This is a genomic window from Streptomyces sp. NPDC058620, assembly GCF_042717135.1.
Lineage (GTDB): Bacteria > Actinomycetota > Actinomycetes > Streptomycetales > Streptomycetaceae > Streptomyces.
The window spans coordinates 254,163-279,578 of the sequence record NZ_JBHXQO010000004.1 but is presented as its reverse complement, the minus strand read 5'-3'; the positions used below and the strand labels follow the sequence as shown (position 1 = coordinate 279,578).

Genomic DNA, 25,416 nt, shown 5'->3' with positions numbered 1-25,416 from the left:
CATCCAGTACCGCAGCAACCTAATCGACGGCTGCCTAGCCGAGACCGGCCTGACCATCAGATCTGCGTAACGACACCACGAGTTAAACCTCAGTAACCAGTGATGGGAGTACGTACTGCTACTTCCAGGATCTGAGGACCAACGCGAACGGTGGTGCACTGGCAGGTGTAAACGTCCGCCCTTCCTGCACGATCGGCGAGACCCTGTAGGCGGCATTGCCTACCCACCATGTTTCACGGGCATTCGGTCCACCGCACATGCCCCGTCGGCGCTAGTGTTGCGTGAGATTGTCGGCTGAGTCCAAGGGCAGGGTACGTGGAGCCGAGTTCTGACGTAGTAGTTCTCACCGCACTACCAGTTGAGTTCCGGGCCGTGTTGCACTTGTTGCGCGACCAGTCGACGCTGGTTCATCCGCAAGGCACGAGCCTCGTGAAGGGGACGCTTCCCGGACTTGGGGGGACCGTTGCCGTCGCACGAATCGGAGCCGGCAATCTGACGTCGGCCGCCATTGCTGAACGTGTCCGCCAGTGGCTGCGCCCACAGGCGTTGCTGTTCGTCGGCGTTGCGGGTGGACTGAAGCCAGAGGCTCGACTCGGTGACGTCGTGGTGTCGACGAAGGTTTACCACCTGCATCCGGGCAAGGAGACACCCGAAGGCTTCCACGCCCGACCGGTGCCAGGCGCTGTGTCGCACAGGTTGGAGCAGGCGGCAGGAATCGCCTTGTGCTCGGAAAGCTGGCGCAAGTGGGTTCCTGATGAGGTGCGAGCGACTTGGCAGGAAGACGGTCCGCGCGTTCACTTCCAGCCCATCACCGCTGGTGAGGTCGTCCTGAATTCCCCGGTCGCTCCTCTGCGTGACCAGATCAGGTTCCACTGCGGTGACGCCCTGGCCATCGAGATGGAGTCCGCGGGCGTTGCCCGTGTCGCTGACCTGTCGGAGAACCTTCGGATCCTCACCCTTCGAGGCATCAGCGACCACGCCGATGCCAACAAAGGCGAAGCCGATGCGTCGGGTTCGCAGCATCGGGCGTCCGCACACGCCGCCGCCGCGTCGGCTGCCCTCGCGTGTGAGCTGCTGCCGGAGACGGCTGGATCTGGCGGATTGAGCCTCGCCGTAGGCTCCGCGGGAGCCATTGGCGAGGCATCAGCACCGGAGGCCGAGTGGGTGAGTGCCCTGATGGCCTTTGACGACATGGGCAGAGGGGATTTCCGGCATAGCCTTCTCACCGACATGGGGCGCATACTCGGCCTGCCTCGTGCCTTCATGGCGACGGAATCATCGATGGCGCGTGATCATGTGCGGGAGATCGTCCGCCGGGTTAACGCCTACCGGGATCCTCCTGCCGCACGCAGGGCCCTCTACTCCGCTCTTAAGTGCGCTCGTCCTGACGACGGGGCCCTCGAAGGGCTGAGCCGGTTGTTGTCATGACGAATGAGGTCTTCACCGTGCAGGCCCCGCGTTGGTGCCGAGTACGGCCCGACAGCTCTCCTGACGGGGACTTCTTCCCGCTGGACGACGACGGATTTCTGGGCAGCGAGCACATTGTGGCGCCGCTCGGGTCCGAGGCGACTGCGGGTCTGCTCGTTGCCCCGGGCGATGTCGCCTGCGAGGGGGTAACCGTGTTGCTGGGTGAGCCAGGTGCCGGTAAGACCTCGGTGTTCAGGCTGCTGGTGCAGGGGCTACCGATGTGGGACGACACCTTCGTCCCAGACGGGGCGGACCGGTGCGTGTGGGTCGATGGACCCGACCTGACAGCCGCTACCTGGGACGAGGTCTTGGGGAGCCACCTCAGGGGGCTACCGAGCGTGGCAGTGGGCCAGGGGCTGCCGCCGAGCGGGAACCTGACGGTGGTGATCGACCAGGCCGACGAGAGCGAGCTCTGTCGCCATCTTCCCTCCTACCTGAAGCGTTGCTTGAAGAACAGAGACGTGCGAGGGCTCAGGCTGCTGCTCGCCTGCCGGACGGGCGACTATCCGTCCGGTCTGACATCCGTTTTCCGTGAGGCCTTCGGTGGTTGCTCCTTGGTGGACCTCGCCCCGCTGTCGCGGTCCGATGCCGTGGCGCTCGTGGAAAGCGCTGGTGTAGGTGGGGAGCAGCTGATCTCCGAGGTGGTCGCCCTCCGTGCGGGAGCTCTTGCCAGTGTGCCTCTCACCCTCGAACTCATCGTGCGTGAGTACCGGGCACACGGCTGCCTGAGGGGCGGTGCCAAGGAGCTGTTCGAGGACAGCGTTCGACTGCTGTCGCAGGAGTACGACCCCGACCGTCTCACCGTGGCCGCACCGGCGACGACATGGCCGCAGCGGCTGGAGGTCGCGGGCCGTATCGCCGCACGACTGGTGCTTTCAGGTCGGCGCACCCTGTGGCGGGGGAGTCCACGCGAGGATCGGCCACGGACCACCGACCTGGATGTGTCCACCCTCTCCGGAGGCAGCGAACAGACGTCAGGCTGTCAGACCTTCGAGGTGACCCCGACCGTCGTCGACGAAGTGCTGTCTTCAGGCCTGTTCACCGCGAGCGGCAATCACAGGTTCGCATTTCGTCATTCGTCGCTTGCGGCCTTCCTCACCGCCCAGCATCTCATCTCCCGATCCGTCCCGGACACAGCACTCCGCCGCCTGTTCCTGGTCGAAGCGCCGGACCAGGAAGCGGCCGGCATCCCTGTGTCTCTACGGGAATCCGCCGCCTGGCTGGTGGCTTTGGACCCCGACCGCACATCATGGCTCGCCTCGGCTGACCCGGAGAGCCTGACCATGCACAGCGGACTAGTCCGCTCCGACGACGTCAGGGAATTGATCGTCAGGCGCCTGCTGGAGCGCGCCGCTGATGTGGAACTCGGTGAAGCCAGATGGCATCAGACCCGCTGGGCGCTCGGTCATCCCGGTCTGGCCGGCCAACTTGCCCCCGCTCTCGCCCTCGACCCCGCGGACTTCGGTGACTGGGAGACTCGGGCTCAGGCCCAAGTGGCCATTCACTTGGCGAAGCAGTGCCCGTCGCCAGGCCTCGCACCGCTGCTTCTGAAGGTGGCGGCAGATCCTCGGTGGCCGGCCGACAACCGTGCGAACGCCGCCAGAGCCGCCTTCGCCTGCGACGGGGCCGTGGCCGCACCTGTCCTCAAGGAAGTGTTGGCCACACTCGGGCCGGGAAAGGAGACAGATCCGGGCCTGAGACTCCGGGGTGCTCTGCTCACCCTGCTGTGGCCCCGCTTCCTCGACACGAAGATGGTGCTCGACGCGCTGAGCGAGGCACCGAGCGATGACCGCTACGGGGCGTATGAGCACTTTCTCGCAGAGATGCCCGCCAAGTGCCCCGCGGAAGATGTGCACCGCATCGTGGCATGGCTGGCGCAGGACGTGGAGGCCTGGACATCGATACCCGACGGTCGCAGGAAGCCGTTCGCGGAAGACAGGCTTGTCTCCGGCACGGTCGACAGGGCGTTGAGTGTTCCGGGTGCGGAGTTACTGTTGCCCGATATCGCCCGGATCCTGACGGTACGCATATTGGGTCATGAGAAGGCGGAGTTCCCCCACGTACTGAACCCGTTCACGCCCGATGGGCTCGAGCCGGTCCCAGTACGCGATCTGCGGCGCAAGCTCGCCGCCGCCCTGCTCTCCCGGGGAATCGCGGCGGGACAGACCATGAGGTATTTCGGGTGGCTCGTCGTGCGCGAGTGGCAGTCCCCCCGCCCGTGGTTCGGCGAGCCCGAAGGATCGCACGGCGACCGGCACAAGCTGCTCGACTCAGGTGACTTCGCCTGGGCGTTGCAAACGGCCGCCGACTGCGCCGAGCAGGCAGACGCGTATGCGCAGCTCGCGAAGATACTTTTCGATCAGGGGAGCCAAGAACACTTCGAACTGGCCTACGAGAGCCAGGACAATCCTGCCTGGCCGTATCTGCGATGGTTCTACGAACCGATCGAGATCCGTGGTGACTTCGCTGACAACTGGCGCAGGATCCACCGTGCCTCATCCCCGCCGACCTGGCCCGAGAGCGCGAAGTTCATCGCACGACAGCGAGAGCGCCTCCAGCGGGCACGTCAGCATGACACGGACAGCTTCTGGGCTCTGCTCTGGGACCTGCAGATCGATCCGAATACCGGAAAGGGACAGCACCGCTTCGACGACAAGATCAATGATTGGCCGGGACGCTCAGTGTTCACCGCCGAGGAACTCGCCGATCTGCCCTGCTGCGCCCTGCGATTCCTGCGGCTCGAGAACGACCACGCCGATGAATGGCTCGGACTGGATAAACGGGACAAGCGCGCCTGGGCCGGCGTCCTGTCGCTGTCGCTGCTCGACGACGCAGGTCGGCTGGACGACCTCGAACCAGACCGGTGGAGTGCCTGGGTGGGCGCAATCGCTGACCCGTGGTACGTCCTCTCGTCCACGACGTGGGCGCTGCTGCTCCAGAGGGCGGCCGTCAATGACCCCCAGGGTCTTGCTCGTGCAGTCGGGACAGCTGCCAGGGTGCAACTGGCCCACGGTGTACAACCGTTGGTTCTGGAACGCATCGAGGCGACCTGGTCCTCGGTCGTCACCGAGATATGGGAAGAGTTCCTGGCGACGCTGTCCGCTGCCCTCCTGCCCGACTTCCGCTCGGCGCGCCCGGCGGGTGCGTGGTCGGTGGCGGCGGAGGCATTCGAGAAGGGGGAGGAGGGTCGGGCAGCGCTGGTTCGTACGTGGTCCGGACTCCTTGCCGGCCTTCTTGCCGTGGAGAACACCCTCGCACGGTCTGTCGCCGAGTTCGCGCTCATGGTAGTGGAGCGGGACGGCGAAGCAGGGGATCACGAGCTCCCGGTGCTCGCCGCCTGCGTTCTGGTGGAGGTCGACGGCTTCGAGGCGTGGACCGGTCTCAGAGAACTCATTGACGCATCGGCCCGCTTCAGCCGGGATCTCGCTCTGAAGTGCGCAGGGCGCTCCGAGCGTGGGCATGTCGAAGTACACGCCGATGAAGAAGGGCTGAGTGCGCTCTATCGGTGGCTGAACACGGTCTTCCCTCAGGACCGGAACAGCCGACCCCTCGGGGTACATACCGTGACTCCCGAAATGGAGGCGCTGGACTGGCGTGAGGCGTTGCCCGGGACGCTGAGCCGCCGCGGCACTCCGGAGGCGGTCGACCAACTGAAGGCGCTGGCAGCCGAGTTTCCCGCGCGCTTGAACCTGCGGGCCGCGCTGGTGTCGGCACGTGCCAACTGTCTTGCTGCGACGTGGACTCCAGTCGACCTCGACGAGGTTGTCGCCCTCCTGGCTGGGATCGCCGCTTCGTCTGAGTCCCTACTCGTTGAAGCCCGACTCGTCGACGTTTTGGAATCCTTCCAGGACATGGGCAGCCATGAATTCCGTGGGGGAATCGTGCGGGACATGCAGCGGCTCATGAATTCGGACCGACTCCTGCTCATCGCGGACCACAAAATGGCGCGTGATCATCTGCGAGCGATCGCCGGGTATGCCTACGGCGCGGGCGGACCGGAGGCCCGACTCGCCCTGCTCACCGCACTGGAACAAGCCCGTCCCGATGAGAAAGCTGTGGAACGCCTCAGGGATTTGCTCGCAGTGCGCGAGAGCTGGTCGGCTTGAAACGCCGACCGGGTGAAACGAGTGGTGGCAACGGGGATGAGGAATGGAATTTCTACGCGATATCGGCACGTCACTGCTTGCCAGCGCTCTCTTCTTGGCGCTGGTATGGGCATTTTCGAAGACTGCCCGTCGCCTTATGCGTGGCCTTGCTGCCCACCTACTGCACCTGGATGTGGAAGAGGTCTTCGCCAACAGTCGAGAGGCAGCACACGACATCAAGCGGGAACTGGGTCGGGCGAGGGAAGTGTCCGTTCTGACCGGCCGCGGTTCTGAACTACAGCGCGACTTGTTCGAGGAGCTGTTCCTTCGCTGTCGGGCTCGCCGCTCCCGCTGCCGCATACTGCTGCCGAAACTTGATGTTCCCGCAGGAGAGCCGGACTGGATCACCGACCGGGAGGAGGAGATCCAAGTCTTCGACTCCGCTTTCGGCGCCGGTCTGCTGCGCCGGCAGATCGCGGCGACCTACGACTACCTTGCTCCGCTCACAGTGGAGGGACACCTCGAAGCCCGTGGTTATGGCGTTCCACACATCGGCCGGATCATCGCAACCGAACGGGTCGTCTATCTGACTCCGTACTCGGCGGACCGGCATGGCAGGGAATCCCCCGTGATCAAATACCGCCGTGGAGAGACATATGATGTCCTGCTGCGTTTGATTGACAAGTTGTGGGTGGGCGGGCCGGCCTGACCGCCGGGCCGAATGGGTACTCCTTGCTTCCTGCTCGCGCCCGCAGCCTCCTGCCTTGGCCGCCGGGCACATTGTTCCGAACCCACGTAGCCCCGGTTCGTGACGTGGGCCTACGGATGGGAAGTTCCCGCATTCCCTGGCGTCACGAACGACCGGGCATCCACCACTCCATGTGTCGGGCACACCTCCGACAGTGCGTAGCGGGACGTCATTGACGCTTCAAGGTGTGGGGCATCTCCTGCGGTTTGTGAAGGAGTCGGATCACGTCCACGTACTGGCTGAGCTGTTCCAACTACGTGTGGCGGCGGTGCCTGCGAGCAGTGGGTCTGCGAATGCGATGACCAGGCCGACCACGTCAGTGAAGAGATTCGGATAGCCGGCCGAGGAAGGTCCCTGTCGGCGGCGCCAGGCGGTGTAGGAGGATTGGCGGCGCTCGGCCAGGTCGGTGATCGCGGCGCTGAGGGGCTTCAGCTCTATGCCGCGGTGTGTGGCGGTGGCGGTCAGTGCTGCGGCCAGCTCTTCGCCGTTGAGATTGTTGAGTGTCAGCAGGCGGTAGAGGTCCGCGTAATCCCGGTCGCGGGTGTTGAGATCGCCGAGCGAGACGGCGGTGGAGAGCTTCTCGGCGATGACAGTGGCGAGCGGGTAACCGAAGAGTTGGAAGCTATCCGTGGTGAGCTGCTGCGGGTAGTTGATGATTTGAGGTCCGGGAGTGACGGGATCGCCAAAGCTGATGTCTAGTTGGAGCTTGAGACGCGCCCGGGCGATCGATGCGGCCATCGACAGCCGTAGGCCGTGATATTCGTCCTCCTCTCGGATGGGTACGGTTCTGAGCGTGGCGGAGTCGTATGCCACACCGTCGTCGACTTCAGTGGTGGCGATCGCGGCGATTCTGCGGATGATCTCGGCTTCCTCGCTGGGGAACGCGTGGCCGAGAATGTCGATGTCCCGGGTCATCCGGCGGGCGCCGAACTGGGCGAGCAGCAGGCCGCCTTTGAGGATGAAGTGCTCGCGGCCGAGGGGGGATGCTCCCAGGCGGTAGAGGAAGCGCTCGAGTACGTACTCGACCATGACCTCGTCCGTTGAACGGCCGTTGCGACGAGCCAGATTGCGCAGATCGTTGTAAACGCGGCCTGCGGTGGTAGCGCGAGTCGGGTTGACCATCAGGCGAGCACCGCCTCTACGGCGGGGCGGATGACGGAGAGCGCACCCAGCTCGCGCGCGATGAGTTGGAGTTCGCCGACCCCGCCTCGTCCGCTGCGACGCAGGTAGCGGCCGAGCGCGGACAGGGCCATGGTCTCGCCGATTCTGCCACGGTGGCGCATCGCGTCGACGACGCTGCGGGCGGCGTTGTATGCGGGAATGGTCTCTCCCGGTGCAGCCTCGAACCGTTCGATGCCCAGATCGAAGGTCTTGGCCGCGTACTGGGCCACCACGGTCGGGGGATAAGAGATCGCGGGACGGCGTGATCCGCGTGGTACGGCGATGTGTACGGCACTGGGAATGTCGTCGATCAGCTCGTGCAGAGCCAGGGTGGACTCCCCGCACAGGACAGCGCGAGGCACCCGCGTGCACACGGCCAGTAGATCTGCGTATGCGGTCTCCGGTGCGTCTGCCCGCCGGTACACGCCACGGGACAGTTCGTCTATCTCCCCTTCGGTGACCAGGTACGCCAGATCGCGAGCGGATAGCAGGGCTTGACGCGCCTGCGCGGTCGTGAACGTCGGAGAGAGGTCAGCCAGCCGCTGCTCCAGGCGCGAGATTTCCGCAGCACTCATGTATTGAATGGTACCCCTCTGATGGGGGAGGGGGATCGATTTGATACATTCAGATAGCGGGGGTGGAGTTCCCGTCGTTGACTATGCGCCACGAACCTGCAGGTCAGACGCCCATACGGTGGGGATTCCCAGGGACTTTTCAGGGACTTTCACGTATGTCCCAGGGGGTTTCCAGGGACTTTCCGCCCGGTAAGCAGGGAAGGCCCTGACAGCGCTGAAAGGTACGAACGCGCTGGTCAGGGCCTAGGTGACTAGCACTCGATGATGTTCACGGCGAGCCCGCCGCGCGCCGTCTCCTTGTACTTGACGCTCATGTCGGCGCCCGTCTCCTTCATGGTCTTGATGACCTTGTCGAGAGAGACCTTGTGGGTGCCGTCGCCGCGCAGTGCCATCCTGGCCGCGGTGACGGCCTTGACCGCCGCCATGCCGTTGCGCTCGATGCAGGGGATCTGGACAAGGCCGCCCACCGGGTCGCAGGTCAGACCCAGGTTGTGTTCCATGCCGATCTCCGCGGCGTTCTCCACCTGCTCGGCCGAGCCGCCGAGCACCTCGGCGAGGGCGCCCGCCGCCATGGAGCAGGCGGAGCCGACCTCGCCCTGGCAGCCGACCTCGGCACCGGAGATCGAGGCGTTCTCCTTGAAGAGCATGCCGATCGCCCCTGCGGAGAGCAGGAAGCGTACGACGCTGTCCTCCTTCTCGGCCTCGGTGCAGCCGCCCGCCGCGAAGTTCATGTAGTAGTGCAGAACGGCGGGGATGATGCCCGCGGCGCCGTTGGTGGGGGCGGTGACGACACGGCCGCCCGCGGCGTTCTCCTCGTTGACCGCCATCGCGTAGAGGGTGATCCACTCCATCGCGTGGGCCTGCGGGTCGCCCTCGGCCCGCAGCTGGCGGGCGGAGTTCGCGGCGCGGCGGCGGACCTTCAGACCGCCGGGCAGGATGCCCTCGGTGGCCATGCCGCGCGCGATGCACGCCTGCATGACGTGCCAGATGTCCAGCAGACCGGAACGGATCTCGGCCTCGGTGCGCCACGCCTTCTCGTTCTCCAGCATCAGCGAGGAGATCGACAGGCCCGTCTCGCGGGCGAGGCGCAGCAGCTCGTCGCCGGTACGGAAGGGGTGCTTGAGCACGGTGTCGTCGAGAACGATCCGGTCCTCGCCGACCGCGTCCTCGTCCACGACGAAGCCGCCGCCGACCGAGTAGTAGGTCTTCTCCAGGAGGAGGGTGCCCTCGTGGTCGTACGCGAAGATCGTCATGCCGTTGGCGTGGTACGGCAGCGCCTTGCGGCGGTGCAGCACCAGCTGCTCGTCCGTGTCGAAGGGGATCTCGTGCATGCCCAGCAGGTTGAGCCGGCCCTGGGCGCGGATCTCCTCGACGCGGGCGTCGGCGGATTCCACGTCGACCGTGCGGGGCGATTCGCCCTCCAGGCCGAGCAGGACGGCCTTGGGGGTGCCGTGGCCGTGGCCGGTCGCGCCGAGTGAACCGTAGAGCTCGGCCCGTATCGAAGCGGTGTGGGCCAGCAGGCCCTCGTTCTTCAGGCGGCGGGCGAACATGCGGGCCGCGCGCATCGGGCCGACGGTGTGGGAGCTGGACGGGCCGATGCCGACCGAGAAGAGGTCGAAGACCGAGATGGCCACGGGAGGACTCCTAAACAGGGTTGGTAGACGCCGTTGTCTGCCGGGTGGTGCGGGACGGGCCGGTGGGCCCGAGTGCAGCGGGGGGACAAGGGTGGGGGCACCGCGCTCACTGTCCAGTGTGCGCGGTGCCCCGCCCCGAACGTACGAAACCGCCGGCCGGACTACTTCAGGCCGGGGTACAGCGGGAACTTCTCGGCCAGCGCGACGACGCGGGCCTTGAGGTCGTCGGCGTCGTAGGACGGCTTGAGGGCCGACGCGATGATCTCCGCGACCTCGGTGAAGTCCTCGGCCTGGAAACCGCGGGTGGCCAGGGCCGGAGTACCGATCCGCAGACCCGAGGTGACCATGGGCGGCCGCGGGTCGTTCGGGATGGCGTTCCGGTTGACCGTGATGCCCAGCTCGTGGAGCCGGTCCTCGGCCTGCTGACCGTCCAGCTCGGAGTTGCGCAGGTCCACGAGGACCAGGTGCACGTCCGTGCCGCCGGAGAGGACGGAGACGCCGGCCTCGGTGACGTCCGACTGGACCAGGCGCTCCGCCAGGATGCGGGCGCCGTCCAGGGTGCGCTGCTGGCGCTCCTTGAACTCCTCGCCCGCCGCGATCTTGAACGAGACGGCCTTGGCCGCGATCACGTGCTCCAGCGGGCCACCCTGCTGACCGGGGAAGACCGCAGAGTTGATCTTCTTGGCGAGCTCCTGCGTCGACAGGATCACACCACCGCGCGGACCGCCGAGGGTCTTGTGCGTGGTGGTCGTGACGACGTGGGCGTGCGGCACCGGGTTGGGGTGCAGACCCGCGGCCACCAGACCGGCGAAGTGCGCCATGTCGACCATCAGGTATGCGCCGACCTCGTCCGCGATGCGGCGGAAGGCGGCGAAGTCGAGCTGACGCGGGTAGGCGGACCAGCCCGCGACGATCAGCTTCGGCTTGGACTCCTTGGCGAGGCGCTCGACCTCGGCCATGTCCACGACGCCGGTCTCGTCGACGTGGTACGGGACCACGTTGTAGAGCTTGCCGGAGAAGTTGATCTTCATGCCGTGGGTCAGGTGACCACCGTGGGCCAGGTTCAGACCCATGATCGTGTCGCCCGGCTTCAGCAGCGCGAACATCGCGGCGGCGTTGGCCTGCGCACCGGAGTGCGGCTGGACGTTCGCGGCCTCGGCGCCGAACAGCGCCTTGATACGGTCGATCGCGATCTGCTCGACGACGTCGACGTGCTCACAGCCACCGTAGTAGCGGCGGCCCGGGTAGCCCTCGGCGTACTTGTTGGTGAGGACGGAGCCCTGCGCCTCCATGACCGCGACCGGAGCGAAGTTCTCCGAGGCGATCATTTCGAGGGTGGACTGCTGACGGTGGAGCTCGGCGTCGACGGCGGCGGCGACGTCCGGGTCCAGCTCGTGGAGGGAGGAGTTGAGAAGCGACATCGGGGGTCCCTTGGGTCTCAGTTGCCGGAGAACTCGGTGTACTCGTCGGCGGAGAGCAGGTCCTTCGGCTCGTCCGTGACGCGTACCTTGAACAGCCAGCCGCCCTCGAAGGGAGCGGAGTTCACCAGCGACGGGTCGTCCACGACGTCCTGGTTCGCCGCGGTGACCTCGCCGGTGACCGGCGAGTACAGGTCGCTGACCGACTTGGTCGACTCCAGCTCACCGCAGGTCTCGCCCGCGGTCACCGTGTCACCGACCTCGGGGAGCTGGGCGTAGACGACGTCACCGAGCGCGTTGGCGGCGAATTCGGTGATGCCGATCGTGGCCACACCGTCCTCGACGGCCGACAGCCACTCGTGCTCCTTGCTGTACCGCAGCTGCTGGGGGTTGCTCATGACCTGAATTCTCCTGTACGCGGGGGAGTGCTGATGGACGGTGGTCTTACGGTGTGAGACGCGACTGCGTCACGCCAGGGATGCCGGGATGTCCCGGATGTCACTTCTGGCGCTTGTAGAACGGCAGGGCCACGACCTCGTACGGCTCGTGGGTGCCCCGGATGTCGACGCCGACGCCCGCGGTGCCGGGCGCGGCGTGCGCCGCGTCCACGTACGCCATGGCGATCGGCTTGCCCAGCGTGGGCGAGGGGGCCCCGGAGGTGACCTCGCCGATGACGGTGCCGCCGGCGACGACCTGGAATCCGGCGCGGGGCACCCGGCGGCCCTCGGCGACCAGGCCGACGAGCTTGCGCGGGGGAGCGGTCTCGGCGCGCTCGGCGGCGGCCGTGAGCGCCTCGCGCCCGACGAAGTCGCCCTCCTTCTCGAACTTCACGACCCGGCCGAGACCCGCGTCGAACGGGGTCAGCGCGGTGGTCAGCTCGTGCCCGTACAGCGGCATGCCCGCCTCCAGGCGCAGCGTGTCGCGGCAGGAGAGCCCGCACGGGATGAGACCGGCCGGGGCGCCGGCCTCGGTGAGGGCCTTCCACAGCCGCTCGGCGTGCTCGGGGGCGACGAAGAGCTCGAAGCCGTCCTCGCCGGTGTACCCGGTACGGGCGATCAGCGCGGGGACACCCGCGACGGTGCCGGGCAGGCCCGCGTAGTACTTGAGCCCGTCGAGGTCGGCGTCCGTGACGGACTTCAGGATGCCGGGGGACTCCGGGCCCTGGACGGCGATCAGAGCGTACGCGTCGCGGTCGTCCCGTACGACGGCGTCGAAGCCGGCGGCACGCTCGGTGATCGCGTCGAGGACGATCTGCGCGTTGCCCGCGTTGGCGACGACCATGTACTCGGTCTCGCCCAGGCGGTAGACGATCAGGTCGTCCAGGATGCCGCCGTCCTCGCGGCAGATCATCGTGTAGCGGGCGCGGCCGAGGCCGACCGTGCCGATGTTGCCGACCAGCGCGTGGTTCAGCAGATCGACGGCCTGCGGGCCCGTGACGGTGATCTCACCCATGTGCGACAGGTCGAAGAGTCCGGCCCTGGTGCGTACGGCGTTGTGCTCGTCGCGCTCACTGGCGTAGCGCAGCGGCATGTCCCAGCCCGCGAAGTCGGTCATGGTGGCGCCCAGCGAACGGTGCAGGGCGTCCAGCGCGGTGTGGCGGGGGGCAGGGCTCGGGGCAGTGCTCATGGATACGGCTCCAGGGCATGACGACAGAGGACGATCCCTCCCCATCTGTCATCGGAACCTGAGAGGTTCGCCGAGAGGCTCTGAAGGGGTGTCCCCGCAGAGGTCGGCTTGCACCTTGGGTGGAGCCGCGGACGGCTCGCTTTTCAGATCTGCCTCATCCACGCGGTACGGGGCCTGAGAGATTCAAGGGAGGAACTTGCTCCTTCGGCGCCCGGCACACACAGTGTCCGGAACTCTCCCGCGCGGATTCAAACGGCCGGTATGCAGTTGGCGGGGTCATCATCGCACGGCATGCGGGAGAGTGGGACGTCCGGTCCCGACGGATACGGGCCGGTGAGCCGGTTGTGCCGCATTACCTTTTCTTTACACTTCTTGGGCATACGTGGGTCACGGACAGGGGGAGGCGACGACGTTGCAGCGTTACGCGACGACCGCGGGAGCCGCGCACGGCGCGGTGCCACCGCAGCAGGCGATGCCCGTCCGCGCGCGGCTTGGCACGCACGCGCCCGTGGTGCGCGATCTGCGCAGCCGGGACGGGCGCAGCCCGCGCAGTCTGGACTTCGCCGCGGGCGATGTGGTGGTCGTCTCCGGGCTGCCCGGCAGCGGCAAGTCCACCCTGATCCGCCGCACGGTGACGGACCGGGCCATCGATTCCCAGGACACCAGGGACCGCTGGGCCCGCGCCCTGCCCCGTTTACTCCCGTACGCCCTCTACCGCCCCCTCGTGCGGGCAGCCCACTACACCGGACTCTGGCAGACCCTGCGTTCCGGTGAGTCCGTCGTGGTCCACGACTGCGGTACGCAGACCTGGGTACGGCGCTGGCTGGCGCGGCACGCCCGACGCCGGGGCCGCATCCTGCACCTCGTCCTGCTCGACGTCACCCCCGAGGTGGCCAGGGAGGGGCAGCGGGAGCGCGGGCGCGGAGTCTCCGGCTACGCGTTCGCCCGTCACCGGCGCTCGGTCGGCCGGCTGATGCGCGACACCGAGACCGGCCTGCTGCCTGCGGGGTGCGCCTCGGCGGTGCTGCTGGACCGCCAGGCCGCGGACGCGCTCGACCGGATCTCGTTCGAACGGATGTAGCTCCTTCTCCCCGGGCGGCGGACGCCGGCTCGTCTACGATCTCTGCCGCAGGGCAGGACCAGAAGGGAAGCAGGGGACCAGTGGACAATCCGGCGCCGTTCGAGACGCAGCCGCACCATGGCTGGCCGGCCAACGAGCTCGAAGAAGTACTGGCCGCGTCCGTCGGCGTCCCGGAAGCGGGCGGCCGGCTGCTCGAAGTGCTCGGCCGCAGCCGGCTCTGGGTGCCGCTGCCCAACGGCGGCAGTCCCGACGTCGCCGACCTCGACCTGCCGATGATGGACATCGGCGGCGCCGCGTACGTCCCGGTGTACAGCTCCGAGGCCCAGTTCCTGCTGTGCGTCGGCACCCACCTCTCCTTCGCCGTGGCCCCCGCCCGCGAGTTCGCCCGGGGGCTGCCCCCGCAGGTCGGCATCGCCGTGAATCCGGGCGGTGCCGTCGGGCTGCCCCTCCCGCCGCCCGCCGTCGCCGAACTGTGCAGCGCCGGACGCACCCCGCTGGACGGCCCCGCCAGCGGCGGCCGGGTCACGCTGTACGAGCCGGACTGGCAGGAGGACCCCATCGACTTCCTCGCGGCGGTGTCCGGCGAGTTCCAGGCGAGCGGCGTGGTGAGCACGGCGCGCCGGGCGCTGGCCAGCATCGAGGGCGGCGACCCGGTCCTCTTCGTCGGCGTCGAGTTCGCCACCTGGGACGGCGCGGGGCAGAGCGCCCCGATGGACGCACTCGGCCGTGCGCTGGGCCTGGTCCAGCCGCCCTGGCCGGTCAATCTCGTCCTGCTCGACGTGGCGCAGGACCCCGTCGGGGACTGGATGCTGGCGAAGGTGCGCCCCTTCTACCGGCGCGAAGGACACTGACCGCCGTCAAGTCGGTGTCAGAAGCGAGGCATAAGCTGGTTTGATGGCATGGCGGGGTCGCACCCGTGTGCCCGGAAGTGGCGGGGCGACACAGCGGATCGATGAGGGGCGGGACCCAGAGTGAGCGCGTCAGGCACCGCGGCGGCCGGGCAGATCGAGCACATGCTGGGCCAGGTGACGCCCGGGCGCTACGACGCGTACGAAGCTCTTCTCCAGGCCCTCACCGACGGCCGGGTCTGGATGCTCCTGTGGCACGGCACCGCGGGCTCTCCCGACGCCCAGTACGGGAACATGGAGATCGACGGGCTGGGTTACGCCCCCTGCGTGACCTCCGCCCAGGAGCTGTCGGCCAGCGGCTGGAACCGCGCCCACGAACTGGTCACCGGACGTGACATCGCCCGCGCGCTCTTCCCCGACCGCTGGGGGATCTGGCTCAACCCGCACGCCCCGGGCGGCGGCGTCGGCATCCCCTGGCTCGACCTGCGCCGGATCGCCACCGGTCTCGACCGGATGCCCGCAGGACCGCTGCGGCTCTCCGAGCCCGCCATCGAGATCCCGCAGTTCTACGCCATGCTCACGCAGAACGCCCACCGCACCCCGGCCGTGCGCTCGCTGCGCCGCGCCTGGGTGCAGCCCGCGCTCGGCGTCCCGTACCTCGCGATCGGCCTCGATCTCTACGACACCGGCCGGCCCTCCGTCGACGCCGTGCGCGCGATGATGCAGCAGTCGATCGGCGCGGTCCCCGACGGCCTGCCCGTCTCCACCGTCTCCATGTCCGACGAGTACGACCCCGTCGCGATGTGGCTCCGCGCCAACTCCCGGCCGTTCTACGACCGTGAGGCGCACGCCCCGGCCGGCCACCCGCCCGCCGCGCCCGGTTACGGCTACCCCCCGGCCCCGCGTGCTTTCTAGCGCGCCGTCCGGAGGCCCACGGGCCCTTCGGGTGTCTCTCGGCACGTCACCGGCCAGGTCCGGGGTCCATCCGGCCGTTTCGCCCCCCAATCAGCGGGCGAGTTGCATTTAACCCGCTCTGATGGCTGGTGCCACCCAAAGCGGCCTTGGCGGTACTGCGTGCCCTTATCCGCGTCAACCTCCCTGTGTCCGGGGGGCGTTCACGTGCGTCCGGATAACGGATCGGTGCTGGTGCATCACGGTTAGGCATCCATTCACCGTCAAGTCTGGCAACCTGTCGCGGCCCCGATGAAGACTCCCGCAACAAGGGATGTTCCGTCCCTGAACACAAACGGACTGATCACGCCGCCACAGCGGCAAGTGTGTACCGGCCACCGCCGGTTGAGAGGGGTCCCTGGCACGATGACGGCACCACTTCACGAGCCGACAACGGAAGCGGCCCCGGCGGCGGGATTCGAGGCCGGCGTCCCGGAGAAGGCGGTGCAAGGCCGCTCCCTGGGCCGTATCGCCTGGGAGCGTCTGAAGCGGGACAAGCTGGCCCTCGGCGGGGGCGTCGTGGTGCTGCTGCTCATCCTCGTCGCCGTGCTGGCGCCGCTGATCACGAGTCTGGTCGGGCAGTCGCCGTACGAGCGCCACGAGGAGCTGATCGACCCTCTCTTCTCCACGCCCATCGGATCGTTCGGCGGAATGAGCTCGGAGCACCTGCTCGGGGTCGAGCCGGTCAGCGGCCGCGACATCTTCGCCCGCATCGTCTACGGGGCCCAGGTATCCCTGCTCGTCGGCTTCGCCTCCGCCCTGGTCGCCATCGTGCTGGGCACCGTTCTCGGCGTACTTGCGGGCTTCTTCGGCGGCTGGCTGGACACGATCATCAGCCGCGTGATGGACATGCTGCTCGCCTTCCCGCAGCTCCTCTTCATCATCGCGCTGGTCTCGGTCATGCCCAACGAGATGCTGGGTCTGACCGGTACCGGGGTCCGGCTCTTCGTGATGATCCTGGTCATCGGCTTCTTCGGCTGGCCGTACGTCGGCCGGGTCGTGCGCGGCCAGACGCTGTCACTGCGCGAGCGGGAGTACGTGGACGCCGCGCGCAGCCTCGGGGCCGGGCGGATGTACATCCTGTTCAAGGAGCTCCTGCCCAACCTCGTCGCGCCCATCATCGTGTACGCCACGATGATGATCCCGACCAACATCCTTACCGAGGCGGCCCTGAGCTTCCTGGGCGTCGGCGTCAAGCCGCCCTCCGCCTCCTGGGGCGAGATGTTGTCCTCGGCCCTGAGCTACTACGAGGCCGACCCGATGTACATGGTCGTCCCTGGCGTGGCCATCTTCATCACCGTGCTCTCCTTCAACCTCTTCGGCGACGGCGTACGCGATGCGCTCGACCCGAAGGGTTCTCGCTAACTGCCGTACCGCGAAACCCGTGCACCGCACGGGCCGCTTCTACCCACGGAGGATCCGAATCGTGACTACCCGACGGAACGCACGGCGTAAGCAGGCAGTTGCCGCTGCCGCTGTGGTCGCGGCGCTGCTCTCCACCGCTGCGTGCGGCGGCGGTGAGGACAGCAAGGGCGGCAAGGAGGGCAAGGGCGGTACGGCGGCCGGCTTCGACGCGGCCAACAACAAGATCGCCAACCCTTCGGAGAAGAAGGGCGGCACGCTGAAGTTCGCCGGTGCCCAGGACGCCGACTCGTGGGACACCACGCGCGGCTACTACGGCTTCGTGTGGAACTTCATGCGCTACTACAGCCGCCAGCTGGTCACCGGCAAGGCCGAGCCCGGCAAGGCCGGGGCCGAGCTGACGCCGGACCTCGCCACCGAGCGCGCCAAGATCACGGACGACGGCAAGACGTACACGTACACCCTGCGTGACGGCGTCACGTGGGAGGACGGCAAGCCGATCACCTCCCAGGACATCAAGTACGGCATCGAGCGCCAGTGGGCGCAGGACGTGCTGTCCGGTGGCCCGGTCTACCTGCGTGACATCCTCGACCCCAAGGGCGAGTACAAGGGTCCGTACAAGGACACCTCCAAGGACAAGCTGGGCCTGAAGGCCATCGAGACGCCGGACGAGAAGACCATCATCTTCAAGCTCCCGACGGCGAACTCGGACTTCGAGGAGATCCTGGCGCTGACCTCGTCCTCGCCGGTCCGCCAGGACAAGGACACCAAGTCGAAGTACGGCCTGAAGCCGTTCTCGTCCGGCCCGTACAAGTTCGAGTCGTACGCGCCGGGCAAGTCCGTCGTGCTGGTCCGCAACGAGAACTGGAAGCAGTCCTCCGACCCGGTCCGCAAGGCGCTCCCGGACAAGATCACGCTGAACCTGTTCTCCAACGCGGACGACATGGACAACCGCCTGATCGCCGGCGACTTCGACCTGGACATCAACCAGACGGGTCTCTCCCCGCAGGGCCGTATCAAGGCGCTGAAGGAGCACAAGGAGAACCTGGACAACCCGGTCTCCGGCTACATCCGTTACGCGGTCTTCCCGCAGAACGTCGCGCCGTTCGACAACATCGACTGCCGCAAGGCCGTCATCTACGGAGCCGACCACAAGTCGCTCCAGACCGCGCGCGGCGGCCCGGTCGCCGGTGGCGACATCGGCACCAACATGCTGCCCCCGTCGGTGCCCGGCTCCGAGGGCCAGAAGTACGACCCGTACGGCCTCGCCGCCAACGACGGCGCTCCGGACGTCACCAAGGCCAAGGAAGCGCTGAAGGCGTGTGGCAAGCCCGAGGGCTTCTCCACCACCATCGCCGTCCGTAACAACAAGCCGGTCGAGGTCGCAACCGCCGAGTCGCTCCAGGCCTCGCTCGGCAAGGTCGGCATCAAGGTCGACATCGACAAGTACGACGGTTCGCAGACCTCGGGCATCATCGGCAACCCGACCGTGGTCAAGAAGAAGAACTACGGAATCATCATCATGGGCTGGGGTCCGGACTTCCCCTCGGTCCAGGGTTACGGCGCGCCCCTCTGGGACAGCAGCTACATCCTCGAGAGCGGCAACAACAACTTCGCCATGATCGACGACAAGGCGATCGACGCCAACTTCGACAAGTTCTCCGTCGAGCTCGACGCGGAGAAGAAGAAGGCCATCGCCACGGAGATCAACCACCAGGTGATGGAGGGCGCGTACTACCTGCCCTTCGTCTTCGAGAAGTTCATCAACTGGCGCTCCCCGCGACTGACGAACGTCTACACGACGGACGCCTACAGCGGTACGTACGACTTCACCAGCCTGGGCGTTGTGAAGTAACCACCACACCGGCACACCCGCCGTACGGCACGAAAGGCAGGTGAAGGCCGGAGCGGTGCGCCGTGGGCCATCGGACGACCTCCGATGGCCCGCGGCCCCCCGCCGGGCCGAGAGCAGTGCTCACATACCTCATCAGGCGGCTCATGGCCGTCGCAGTAATGCTTGTGGTCATCGTCGTGGTGGTCTTCTGCATCTTCTTCCTCATCCCCCAGTGGACCGGCGTCGACCCCGCCACGATGTACGTGGGCAAGACCTCGGACGCGGCGGCAGTGGAAGGCATCCGGCAGAAGCTCGCGCTGGACGAACCGATCCTCATCCAGGTCCTGGAGTTCTTCAAGGGCATCTTCGTCGGGCGTACCTACGCCGGCGGCGGCGACGTCACGAACTGCGCCGCGCCCTGCTTCGGCTATTCCTTCCGCAGTGAGCAGGCCATCTGGCCGGTGCTCACGGACCGTCTTCCGGTCACCATGACGCTCGCGCTCGGCGCGGCCTTCCTGTGGCTGCTCGTCGGTGTCTCGGCCGGTGTGCTCTCCGCCCTCAAGCGGGGCACGATGTGGGACCGTTCGGCCATGGTCGTCGCGCTCGCGGGCGTCTCGCTGCCGATCTACTTCACCGCCATGGCCTCCCTCGCGGTCTTCGACTACGGACTCGGCTGGATCGACTCCGGATACGTGCCCATCGGGGACAGCTTCGGCGGCTGGTTCCAGGGCATGTTGCTGCCCTGGGTCACCCTCGCCTTCCTGTACGCGGCGATGTACGCCCGTATCACCCGGGCCACCATGCTCGAAGTCATGGGCGAGGACTACATCCGTACCGCCCGGGCCAAGGGCCTCAGCGAGCCGGTCGTCATCGGCAAGCACGCCATGCGCTCGACCATGACACCGATCCTGACCATGCTCGGCATGGACCTCGGCGCACTCATCGGCGGCGCGATCCTCACCGAGACCGCCTTCAGCCTTCCCGGCCTCGGCCAGGCGGTGCTCGCGGGGATCAGAGAGCGCGACCTGCCGATCATCCTGGGCGTCGTCCTGATCACCTCGCTCGCTGTGATCATCGCCAACCTCGTCGTGGACATCCTGTACGCCGTGATCGACCCCCGAGTGAGGCTGTCATGACCGAGCTGAGCAAGAGCGGAGCCGCTCTGGGCGAGCCGGTCGCCTCCGCCTCGCCCGCATCCGACGCCTTCCTCGACGTCCGTGATCTGAAGGTGCACTTCCCGACCGACGACGGCCTGGTCAAGTCGGTCGACGGGCTCAGCTTCACGCTGGAGAAGGGCAAGACCCTCGGCATCGTGGGCGAGTCCGGCTCCGGCAAGTCCGTGACCTCGCTGGGGATCATGGGTCTGCACACCGCCGGCCAGTACGGCAAGCGCAAGGCCCAGCTCTCCGGCGAGATCTGGCTGAACGGCAAGGAACTGCTGTCCAGCGACCCGGACGAGGTGCGCAAGCTCCGCGGCCGGGACATGGCGATGATCTTCCAGGACCCGCTGTCCGCGCTGCACCCGTACTACACGATCGGCAAGCAGATCGTGGAGGCGTACCGGGTCCATCACGACGTCACCAAGAAGGCGGCGCGCACCCGGGCCATCGAGATGCTCGACCGCGTCGGCATCCCGCAGCCCGACAAGCGGGTCGACGCCTATCCGCACGAGTTCTCCGGCGGTATGCGTCAGCGCGCGATGATCGCGATGTCGCTGGTCAACAACCCCGAGCTGCTGATCGCGGACGAGCCGACCACGGCTCTCGACGTGACCGTGCAGGCGCAGATCCTCGACCTGATCCGGGATCTGCAGACGGAGTTCGGCTCCGCGGTCATCGTCATCACGCACGACCTGGGCGTGGTGGCGGAGCTCGCCGACGACATCCTCGTGATGTACGGCGGGCGCTGCGTGGAGCGCGGACCGGCCGAGAAGGTGTTCTACGAGCCGCGGCACCCCTACACCTGGGGACTGCTCGGCTCCATGCCGCGCCTCGACCGGGACCAGACCGAGCGGCTCATCCCCGTCAAGGGCTCCCCGCCCTCGCTCATCAACATCCCGTCGGGCTGCGCCTTCAACCCGCGCTGCCCGTACGCGGATCTGCCCAAGGACGACGTGACCCGCACCGTACGGCCCGAGTTGCTGGAGGTCGGCAGCCGGCACTCGGCCGCCTGCCACCTGTCGCAGGAGCAGCGGGAGCGTATCTGGACCGAAGAGATTGCGCCCAAGCTGTGAGCGAGGACAAAAGCGAGGACAAAGCCGTGACGAGCCAGGACAAGAGCGTCGACGTTCCTGCGCAGAGGGCCTCCGCCAAGGGTGCCTCTCCGCAGGTGCTGCTCCGGGTGAGCGGCCTGAAGAAGCACTTCCCGATCAGGAAGGGCCTGCTCCAGCGCACGACCGGTGCGGTGAGGGCTGTCGACGGGATCGACTTCGAGGTGCACGCGGGGGAGACCCTGGGTGTGGTCGGGGAGTCCGGCTGCGGTAAGTCGACGATGGGCCGGCTGATCACGCGGCTGCTCGAACCCACCGCGGGCACGGTCGAGTTCGGGGGCAAGGACATCACGCACCTCGGTGTGGGCGGCATGCGCCCGCTGCGCCGGGACATGCAGATGATCTTCCAGGACCCGTACTCCTCGCTGAACCCGCGTCACACGATCGGCACGATCGTCGGAGCCCCCTTCAAGCTCCAGGGCGTCAATCCCGAGGGCGGCGTCAGGAAGGAGGTGCAGCGGCTGCTGGAGGTGGTCGGCCTCAACCCCGAGCACTACAACCGCTATCCGCACGAGTTCTCCGGCGGCCAGCGCCAGCGCATCGGGATCGCCAGGGCGCTCGCGCTCAACCCGAAGCTGGTCGTGGCCGACGAGCCGGTGTCGGCACTGGACGTCTCCATCCAGGCGCAGGTCGTCAACCTCCTGGACGACCTCCAGACCGAGCTGGGCCTCACGTACGTGATCATCGCCCACGACCTCTCGGTGGTCCGGCACGTCTCGGACCGGATCGCGGTGATGTACCTCGGCAAGATCGTGGAGCTGGCCGACCGCGAGTCGCTCTACAAGGCGCCGATGCACCCGTACACGAAGGCGCTCCTGTCGGCGGTGCCGATCCCGGACCCGAGGCGCCGGTCGGCCAAGAGCGAGCGGATCCTGCTGAAGGGCGACGTCCCCTCGCCCATCTCGCCGCCGAGCGGCTGCCGCTTCCACACGCGCTGCTGGAAGGCGACGGAGGTCTGCACGACGCAGGAGCCGCCGCTGGTCGCGCTGAAGACCGGGCACCAGGTGGCCTGCCACCACCCGGAGAACGCGCCGGACCAGGTCCCGGGTGACGCCGCGCTGGCGACGGCGCGGGAAGCGATCGAGATCGTGGCCCTGAAGAAGGAGCCGGAGGAAGCCGCTCCGGAGCCGGCGGCTCCGAAGCAGCCCGAGCAGCCCGAGGAGCCGGGGGCCGGCCCGAAGGAGTAGTACCGGCACAATTGCCCGGGTGCTCCTCGAACTGTTCACGCCCTCCGTCCAGCATGCGCTCGACATCGCCGGAATCTTCGTCTTCGCGATCTCCGGCGCACTGCTCGCCGTACGCAAGAACTTCGATGTCTTCGGCATCGCGGTACTCGCCGAGGTGACAGCGCTGGGCGGGGGGCTGTTCCGTGACGTGATCATCGGCGCGGTCCCGCCCGCCGCCTTCACGGATCTGGGCTACTTCACGACCCCCCTGCTCGCCGCGGGGCTGGTCTTCTTCCTGCACCCCCACGTGGAGCGCATCCAGGTCGGCGTCAACGTCTTCGACGCCGCCGGTCTCGGGCTCTTCTGCGTCACCGGCACGGTGAAGGCGTACGAGTACGGGCTCGGGCTGACCGCGTCGGCGGCCCTGGGGCTCACCACCGCGGTCGGCGGCGGTGTCCTGCGCGACGTACTGGCCAACGAGGTGCCCTCGCTGCTGCGCTGGGACCGCGATCTGTACGCCGTGCCCGCGATCGTGGGGGCGACCATGGTCGTACTGTGCATCCGCTTCGACACCCTGAACGCCTTCACCAGCGGTACGGCGGTGATCACCGCGTTCGCCCTGCGGCTGCTGGCGATGCGCTTCCACTGGCGGGCGCCGCGCGCCTACAACCGCCGCTCGGCGACGGCCGACGAGGGCTAGAGCCGCTCTTCGGGGCAGGCCCTGGGACGAAAAGCTACCGCTCAGTAATACAATCGGTGTACCGTGCATTCCATGGCACAGGCAGCGCAGATGGCGCGGACAGCGCAGGCAACCATCGGGGACAGCGAGTTCGACCGCGACACCGCTGTCACGCTCCGCGAAGAGGGCGTCTACGACGCGGAACTCTCCGCAGGGTGGACGATCATCCGTGCCGTCAACGGCGGCTATCTGCTGGCCGTGCTCGGCCGGGCCCTCGGTCAGGCACTTCCGCACTCCGACCCGTTCTCGGTCTCGGCGCACTACCTCACCGCCTCCGAGCCCGGCCCCGCGGTGATCCGTACGCAGGTCGTCCGCGCCGGCCGCACGCTCTCCACCGGCGAGGCGTCCCTCTTCCAGTACGCGGAGGACGGCACCGAGATCGAACGCATCCGGGTGCTCGCCACCTACGGCGACCTGGACGGCCTCACCGACGACGTCCGCACCTCGGCGCAGCCGCCCGCGATCCCGCCGCTGGAGCAGTGCCTCGGTCCGAGCGACGGACCGGCCCCCATCCCCGGCAGCTCCGCCATCACCGAGCGCCTCGACATCAAGCTCGACCCGGCGACGATCGGCTGGGCCATCGGCGCACCGTCCGGCAAGGGCGAGATGCGCGGCTGGTTCGGCCTCGCGGACGGCCGCGACGCGGACCCGCTCTCCCTGCTGCTCGCGGTGGACGCCATGCCGCCGACCTCGTTCGAGCTGGGCCTCAAGGGCTGGACGCCCACCATCGAGCTGACGACCCACATCCGCTGCCGCCCGGCCCCCGGACCGCTGCGCGTCTCCATCACCACCCGCAACCTCGCGGGCGGCTTCCTGGAGGAGGACGCCGACGTCTGGGACAGCGCGGACCGCCTGGTCGCCCAGTCCCGCCAGCTGGCCAGGGCCCCGCGGGGCTAGCTAGGCCCTGCCGTCAGGACCGGGCCCGCAGGCCCGCAGGAAGCCCGTCAGCGCCGCGGTCAGCTCCGCCGGTGCGTCCTCCTGGACGAGATGCCCGGCCCCGGGGACGAGGTGCAGGACGGCGCCCGGGATCAGCCCGGCCAGCTCATGCCCCCGCGCGACCGGAATCCAGGTGTCCTCGGTGCCCCAGCAGATCAGCACGGGCAGTTCCAGCTCCCCGTACCTCTCCTGGATCTCGTCCGTGAACCGCTGGTCGTTCTGCGCGATCTGCCGGTAGAACGCGGGCTGCCCGTCCTCCGTGCACCACGGCTCGACGAGCCGGTCGAGGACGTCCGGGTGCAGCCCGGCATGGCTCGCGGAGCCGACGTACTCCTTCACCAGCGCCCGGTGGAGTCCCGGCGGCAGCTGCCCGAAGACCTCGGGACGGCTGCCGAGCAGCCGGTAGGCGGGTGAGCCCCACGGAGCCAGCGCCACCGGGTCGACGAGGGCGAGACGCCGGAAGCGGGCCCCGTGCAGCAGGTGGGCGCGCAGGGCTGCGCAGCCGCCGAAGTCGTGGGCGACCACGGCCGGTTCGCGCAGCCCCCAGTGGCCGAGGAGCTCGGTGAGGACGACGGCCTGGGCGCGCAGGGAGACGTCCTGGTGCGCGTACTTCTCGGACGCGCCGTAGCCGGGCAGATCCCAGACGTGCACCCGGTGGTCCTGCGCCAGCGCGCGGGCGACGCCGCGCCACACGTACGAGGAGAACGGCGTGCCGTGCACCAGGACGACCGGCGACGCCTCCTCGGGGCCGAGCGCCGCCCAGCGCACCTCGCCCGAGGAACTCGTGAAGGTCCGGTCCAGAATCCAGTCGCTCATGACACCGACCCTAAGCGGGCGTTGCGGGCGAGGCCCTACGAGCCGCTGTCCAGCCAGTGCGCCCGCCCCAGGGTCACCAGGCGCAGCCGGCGCCGGGCCACCCGGATCACCTCGCGCTCGCCGTCGGGACCCGCCTCCAGGAGGGCGGAGGCGGTGAGGACCATGTGGTCCACGTACAGCTCGCCCAGCATCAGCAGATCCTCCCCGCTCCAGCCCGCCGACTCCGGCTCCGTGCCGAGCGCGGCGGCCACTTCCTGTGCGAACAGTCCGAGTTGGGCGGCGATGGCCGCGCGGACCGGGCCGACGCCGCCGTGCTGCTCGCGCGCGATGAAGCGGAAGTGGGCCGGCTGCTCGCCGACATGGCGCGCTATCAGCTCCACGCTCCGGTCCAGGCGCACCTCGCTGTCGCCCGTCTTGGCGAGGATCGCGCCGATCATGCCGTGCAGGCTGCCCAGCGTCTCGTCGACCAGGGCCACACCGAGCGCCGCCGTGTCCTCGAAGTGGCGGTAGAAGGCGGTCGGAGCCACGCCCACCGCACGGGTCACCTCGCGCAGCCCCAGGCTGCTCAGGCTCTGGTGCTCCAGCAGGCGGAGTGCGGCGTCCAGCAGCGCCTGGCGCGTCTTCAGTTTCTGGGTCTGGCGGATGCCGGCGGTGTGACTCATGCCATTCAGTAAACAACCGTTCTCCCAACGAAGGAAGG

General features: G+C 68.0%; 21 protein-coding genes and 1 riboswitch. Of the genes, 13 read left to right on the top strand and 8 right to left on the bottom strand.

The genetic code is table 11. The features are described from left to right. Positions 1 to 315: 315 nt before the first annotated feature. From ACFWSK_RS07545 to ACFWSK_RS07535, 3 genes are read left to right on the top strand one after another with little or no spacing between them, the layout of a single operon-like run. Entirely contained in the window at positions 316 to 1,428 is a 1,113-nt protein-coding gene (locus ACFWSK_RS07545; RefSeq protein WP_383782924.1) for a hypothetical protein, read from the top strand. After that, a complete protein-coding gene (locus ACFWSK_RS07540; RefSeq protein WP_383782923.1) occupies positions 1,425 to 5,573 on the top strand; it encodes an NACHT domain-containing protein in 4,149 nt (1,382 codons plus the stop codon). The genes ACFWSK_RS07545 and ACFWSK_RS07540 overlap by 4 nt, the downstream gene beginning before the upstream one ends. A 43-nt stretch (positions 5,574 to 5,616) precedes the next feature. Next, the gene (locus ACFWSK_RS07535; RefSeq protein WP_383782922.1) at positions 5,617 to 6,261 is read left to right on the top strand and encodes a hypothetical protein; all 645 of its coding nucleotides are present in this window, start codon (positions 5,617 to 5,619) and stop codon (positions 6,259 to 6,261) included. A gap of 261 nt (positions 6,262 to 6,522) precedes the next feature. On the opposite strand, the gene ACFWSK_RS07530 is transcribed toward ACFWSK_RS07535, so the two are convergent. The 6 genes from ACFWSK_RS07530 to gcvT form a co-directional block, all read right to left on the bottom strand. Next, positions 6,523 to 7,422, bottom strand: coding sequence for a nucleotidyl transferase AbiEii/AbiGii toxin family protein (locus ACFWSK_RS07530; RefSeq protein WP_383782921.1), 900 nt, complete (start codon positions 7,420 to 7,422; stop codon positions 6,523 to 6,525). Continuing rightward, positions 7,422 to 8,036, bottom strand: a complete 615-nt coding sequence (locus ACFWSK_RS07525; protein ID WP_383782920.1) for a type IV toxin-antitoxin system AbiEi family antitoxin domain-containing protein — start codon at positions 8,034 to 8,036, stop codon at positions 7,422 to 7,424. The genes ACFWSK_RS07530 and ACFWSK_RS07525 overlap by 1 nt, the downstream gene beginning before the upstream one ends. A gap of 251 nt (positions 8,037 to 8,287) precedes the next feature. After that, complete coding sequence (locus ACFWSK_RS07520) at positions 8,288 to 9,670, bottom strand: L-serine ammonia-lyase (protein ID WP_383782919.1); 1,383 nt, start codon at positions 9,668 to 9,670, stop codon at positions 8,288 to 8,290. A gap of 161 nt (positions 9,671 to 9,831) precedes the next feature. Then, positions 9,832 to 11,091 carry a serine hydroxymethyltransferase gene (gene glyA, locus ACFWSK_RS07515; RefSeq protein ID WP_383782918.1) on the bottom strand — a complete coding sequence of 420 codons (1,260 nt, stop codon included), beginning with the start codon at positions 11,089 to 11,091 and terminating at the stop codon, positions 9,832 to 9,834. A 17-nt stretch (positions 11,092 to 11,108) separates the two neighbouring features. Further along, complete coding sequence (gene gcvH / locus ACFWSK_RS07510; protein WP_383782917.1) at positions 11,109 to 11,486, bottom strand: glycine cleavage system protein GcvH; 378 nt, start codon at positions 11,484 to 11,486, stop codon at positions 11,109 to 11,111. Between the two features lie 100 nt (positions 11,487 to 11,586). Continuing rightward, positions 11,587 to 12,714, bottom strand: a complete 1,128-nt coding sequence (gcvT, locus tag ACFWSK_RS07505; RefSeq protein WP_383782916.1) for a glycine cleavage system aminomethyltransferase GcvT — start codon at positions 12,712 to 12,714, stop codon at positions 11,587 to 11,589. A gap of 153 nt (positions 12,715 to 12,867) precedes the next feature. Continuing rightward, positions 12,868 to 12,965: riboswitch (glycine riboswitch) on the bottom strand. 131 nt (positions 12,966 to 13,096) lie between these two features. Here gcvT and ACFWSK_RS07500 point away from each other — a divergent pair. The 10 genes from ACFWSK_RS07500 (at position 13,097) to ACFWSK_RS07455 (ending at position 23,861) form a co-directional block, all read left to right on the top strand. Then, positions 13,097 to 13,795, top strand: coding sequence for an AAA family ATPase (locus tag ACFWSK_RS07500; RefSeq protein ID WP_383782915.1), 699 nt, complete (start codon positions 13,097 to 13,099; stop codon positions 13,793 to 13,795). Positions 13,796 to 13,875: 80 nt separating this feature from the next. Further along, entirely contained in the window at positions 13,876 to 14,646 is a 771-nt protein-coding gene (locus ACFWSK_RS07495; protein ID WP_383782914.1) for an enhanced serine sensitivity protein SseB, read from the top strand. Positions 14,647 to 14,766: 120 nt separating this feature from the next. Then, complete coding sequence (locus ACFWSK_RS07490; RefSeq protein ID WP_383782913.1) at positions 14,767 to 15,558, top strand: enhanced serine sensitivity protein SseB C-terminal domain-containing protein; 792 nt, start codon at positions 14,767 to 14,769, stop codon at positions 15,556 to 15,558. A 402-nt stretch (positions 15,559 to 15,960) separates the two neighbouring features. Then, a complete protein-coding gene (locus ACFWSK_RS07485; protein WP_383782912.1) occupies positions 15,961 to 16,959 on the top strand; it encodes an ABC transporter permease in 999 nt (332 codons plus the stop codon). 61 nt (positions 16,960 to 17,020) lie between these two features. After that, on the top strand, positions 17,021 to 18,811 hold the full coding sequence (locus ACFWSK_RS07480; protein ID WP_383782911.1) for an ABC transporter substrate-binding protein: 1,791 nt from the start codon (positions 17,021 to 17,023) through the stop codon (positions 18,809 to 18,811). A gap of 116 nt (positions 18,812 to 18,927) precedes the next feature. After that, positions 18,928 to 19,926 (top strand): ABC transporter permease, encoded by a 999-nt coding sequence (locus tag ACFWSK_RS07475; RefSeq protein ID WP_383782910.1) that lies wholly within the window; start codon positions 18,928 to 18,930, stop codon positions 19,924 to 19,926. Then, a complete protein-coding gene (locus ACFWSK_RS07470; protein WP_383782909.1) occupies positions 19,923 to 21,023 on the top strand; it encodes an ABC transporter ATP-binding protein in 1,101 nt (366 codons plus the stop codon). The genes ACFWSK_RS07475 and ACFWSK_RS07470 overlap by 4 nt, the downstream gene beginning before the upstream one ends. A 26-nt stretch (positions 21,024 to 21,049) precedes the next feature. Then, a complete protein-coding gene (locus tag ACFWSK_RS07465; protein WP_383782908.1) occupies positions 21,050 to 22,246 on the top strand; it encodes an ABC transporter ATP-binding protein in 1,197 nt (398 codons plus the stop codon). Between the two features lie 19 nt (positions 22,247 to 22,265). Then, positions 22,266 to 22,925 (top strand): trimeric intracellular cation channel family protein, encoded by a 660-nt coding sequence (locus ACFWSK_RS07460; RefSeq protein WP_383782907.1) that lies wholly within the window; start codon positions 22,266 to 22,268, stop codon positions 22,923 to 22,925. 72 nt (positions 22,926 to 22,997) lie between these two features. Continuing rightward, entirely contained in the window at positions 22,998 to 23,861 is an 864-nt protein-coding gene (locus tag ACFWSK_RS07455) for a thioesterase family protein (RefSeq protein ID WP_383782906.1), read from the top strand. Here the strand turns inward: ACFWSK_RS07455 and ACFWSK_RS07450 are convergent, their stop codons facing one another. Beyond that, entirely contained in the window at positions 23,862 to 24,716 is an 855-nt protein-coding gene (locus ACFWSK_RS07450; protein WP_383782905.1) for an alpha/beta fold hydrolase, read from the bottom strand. It lies immediately after the preceding gene. A gap of 35 nt (positions 24,717 to 24,751) precedes the next feature. After that, positions 24,752 to 25,378 (bottom strand): TetR family transcriptional regulator, encoded by a 627-nt coding sequence (locus ACFWSK_RS07445; protein ID WP_383782904.1) that lies wholly within the window; start codon positions 25,376 to 25,378, stop codon positions 24,752 to 24,754. Positions 25,379 to 25,416 lie beyond the last annotated feature (38 nt).

What these genes read in the sequence shown, in the direction of transcription:
- ACFWSK_RS07540 (WP_383782923.1), top strand. Translation starts at nt 1,425, where the DNA reads ATGACGAATGAGGTCTTCACCGTGCAGGCCCCGCGTTGGTGCCGAGTA.
- ACFWSK_RS07535 (WP_383782922.1), top strand. Translation starts at nt 5,617, where the DNA reads ATGGAATTTCTACGCGATATCGGCACGTCACTGCTTGCCAGCGCTCTC.
- ACFWSK_RS07530 (WP_383782921.1), bottom strand. Translation starts at nt 7,422, where the DNA reads ATGGTCAACCCGACTCGCGCTACCACCGCAGGCCGCGTTTACAACGAT.
- ACFWSK_RS07525 (WP_383782920.1), bottom strand. Translation starts at nt 8,036, where the DNA reads ATGAGTGCTGCGGAAATCTCGCGCCTGGAGCAGCGGCTGGCTGACCTC.
- glyA (WP_383782918.1), bottom strand. Translation starts at nt 11,091, where the DNA reads ATGTCGCTTCTCAACTCCTCCCTCCACGAGCTGGACCCGGACGTCGCC.
- gcvH (WP_383782917.1), bottom strand. Translation starts at nt 11,486, where the DNA reads ATGAGCAACCCCCAGCAGCTGCGGTACAGCAAGGAGCACGAGTGGCTG.
- gcvT (WP_383782916.1), bottom strand. Translation starts at nt 12,714, where the DNA reads ATGAGCACTGCCCCGAGCCCTGCCCCCCGCCACACCGCGCTGGACGCC.
- ACFWSK_RS07485 (WP_383782912.1), top strand. Translation starts at nt 15,961, where the DNA reads ATGACGGCACCACTTCACGAGCCGACAACGGAAGCGGCCCCGGCGGCG.
- ACFWSK_RS07470 (WP_383782909.1), top strand. Translation starts at nt 19,923, where the DNA reads ATGACCGAGCTGAGCAAGAGCGGAGCCGCTCTGGGCGAGCCGGTCGCC.
- ACFWSK_RS07455 (WP_383782906.1), top strand. Translation starts at nt 22,998, where the DNA reads ATGGCACAGGCAGCGCAGATGGCGCGGACAGCGCAGGCAACCATCGGG.
- ACFWSK_RS07450 (WP_383782905.1), bottom strand. Translation starts at nt 24,716, where the DNA reads ATGAGCGACTGGATTCTGGACCGGACCTTCACGAGTTCCTCGGGCGAG.
- ACFWSK_RS07445 (WP_383782904.1), bottom strand. Translation starts at nt 25,378, where the DNA reads ATGAGTCACACCGCCGGCATCCGCCAGACCCAGAAACTGAAGACGCGC.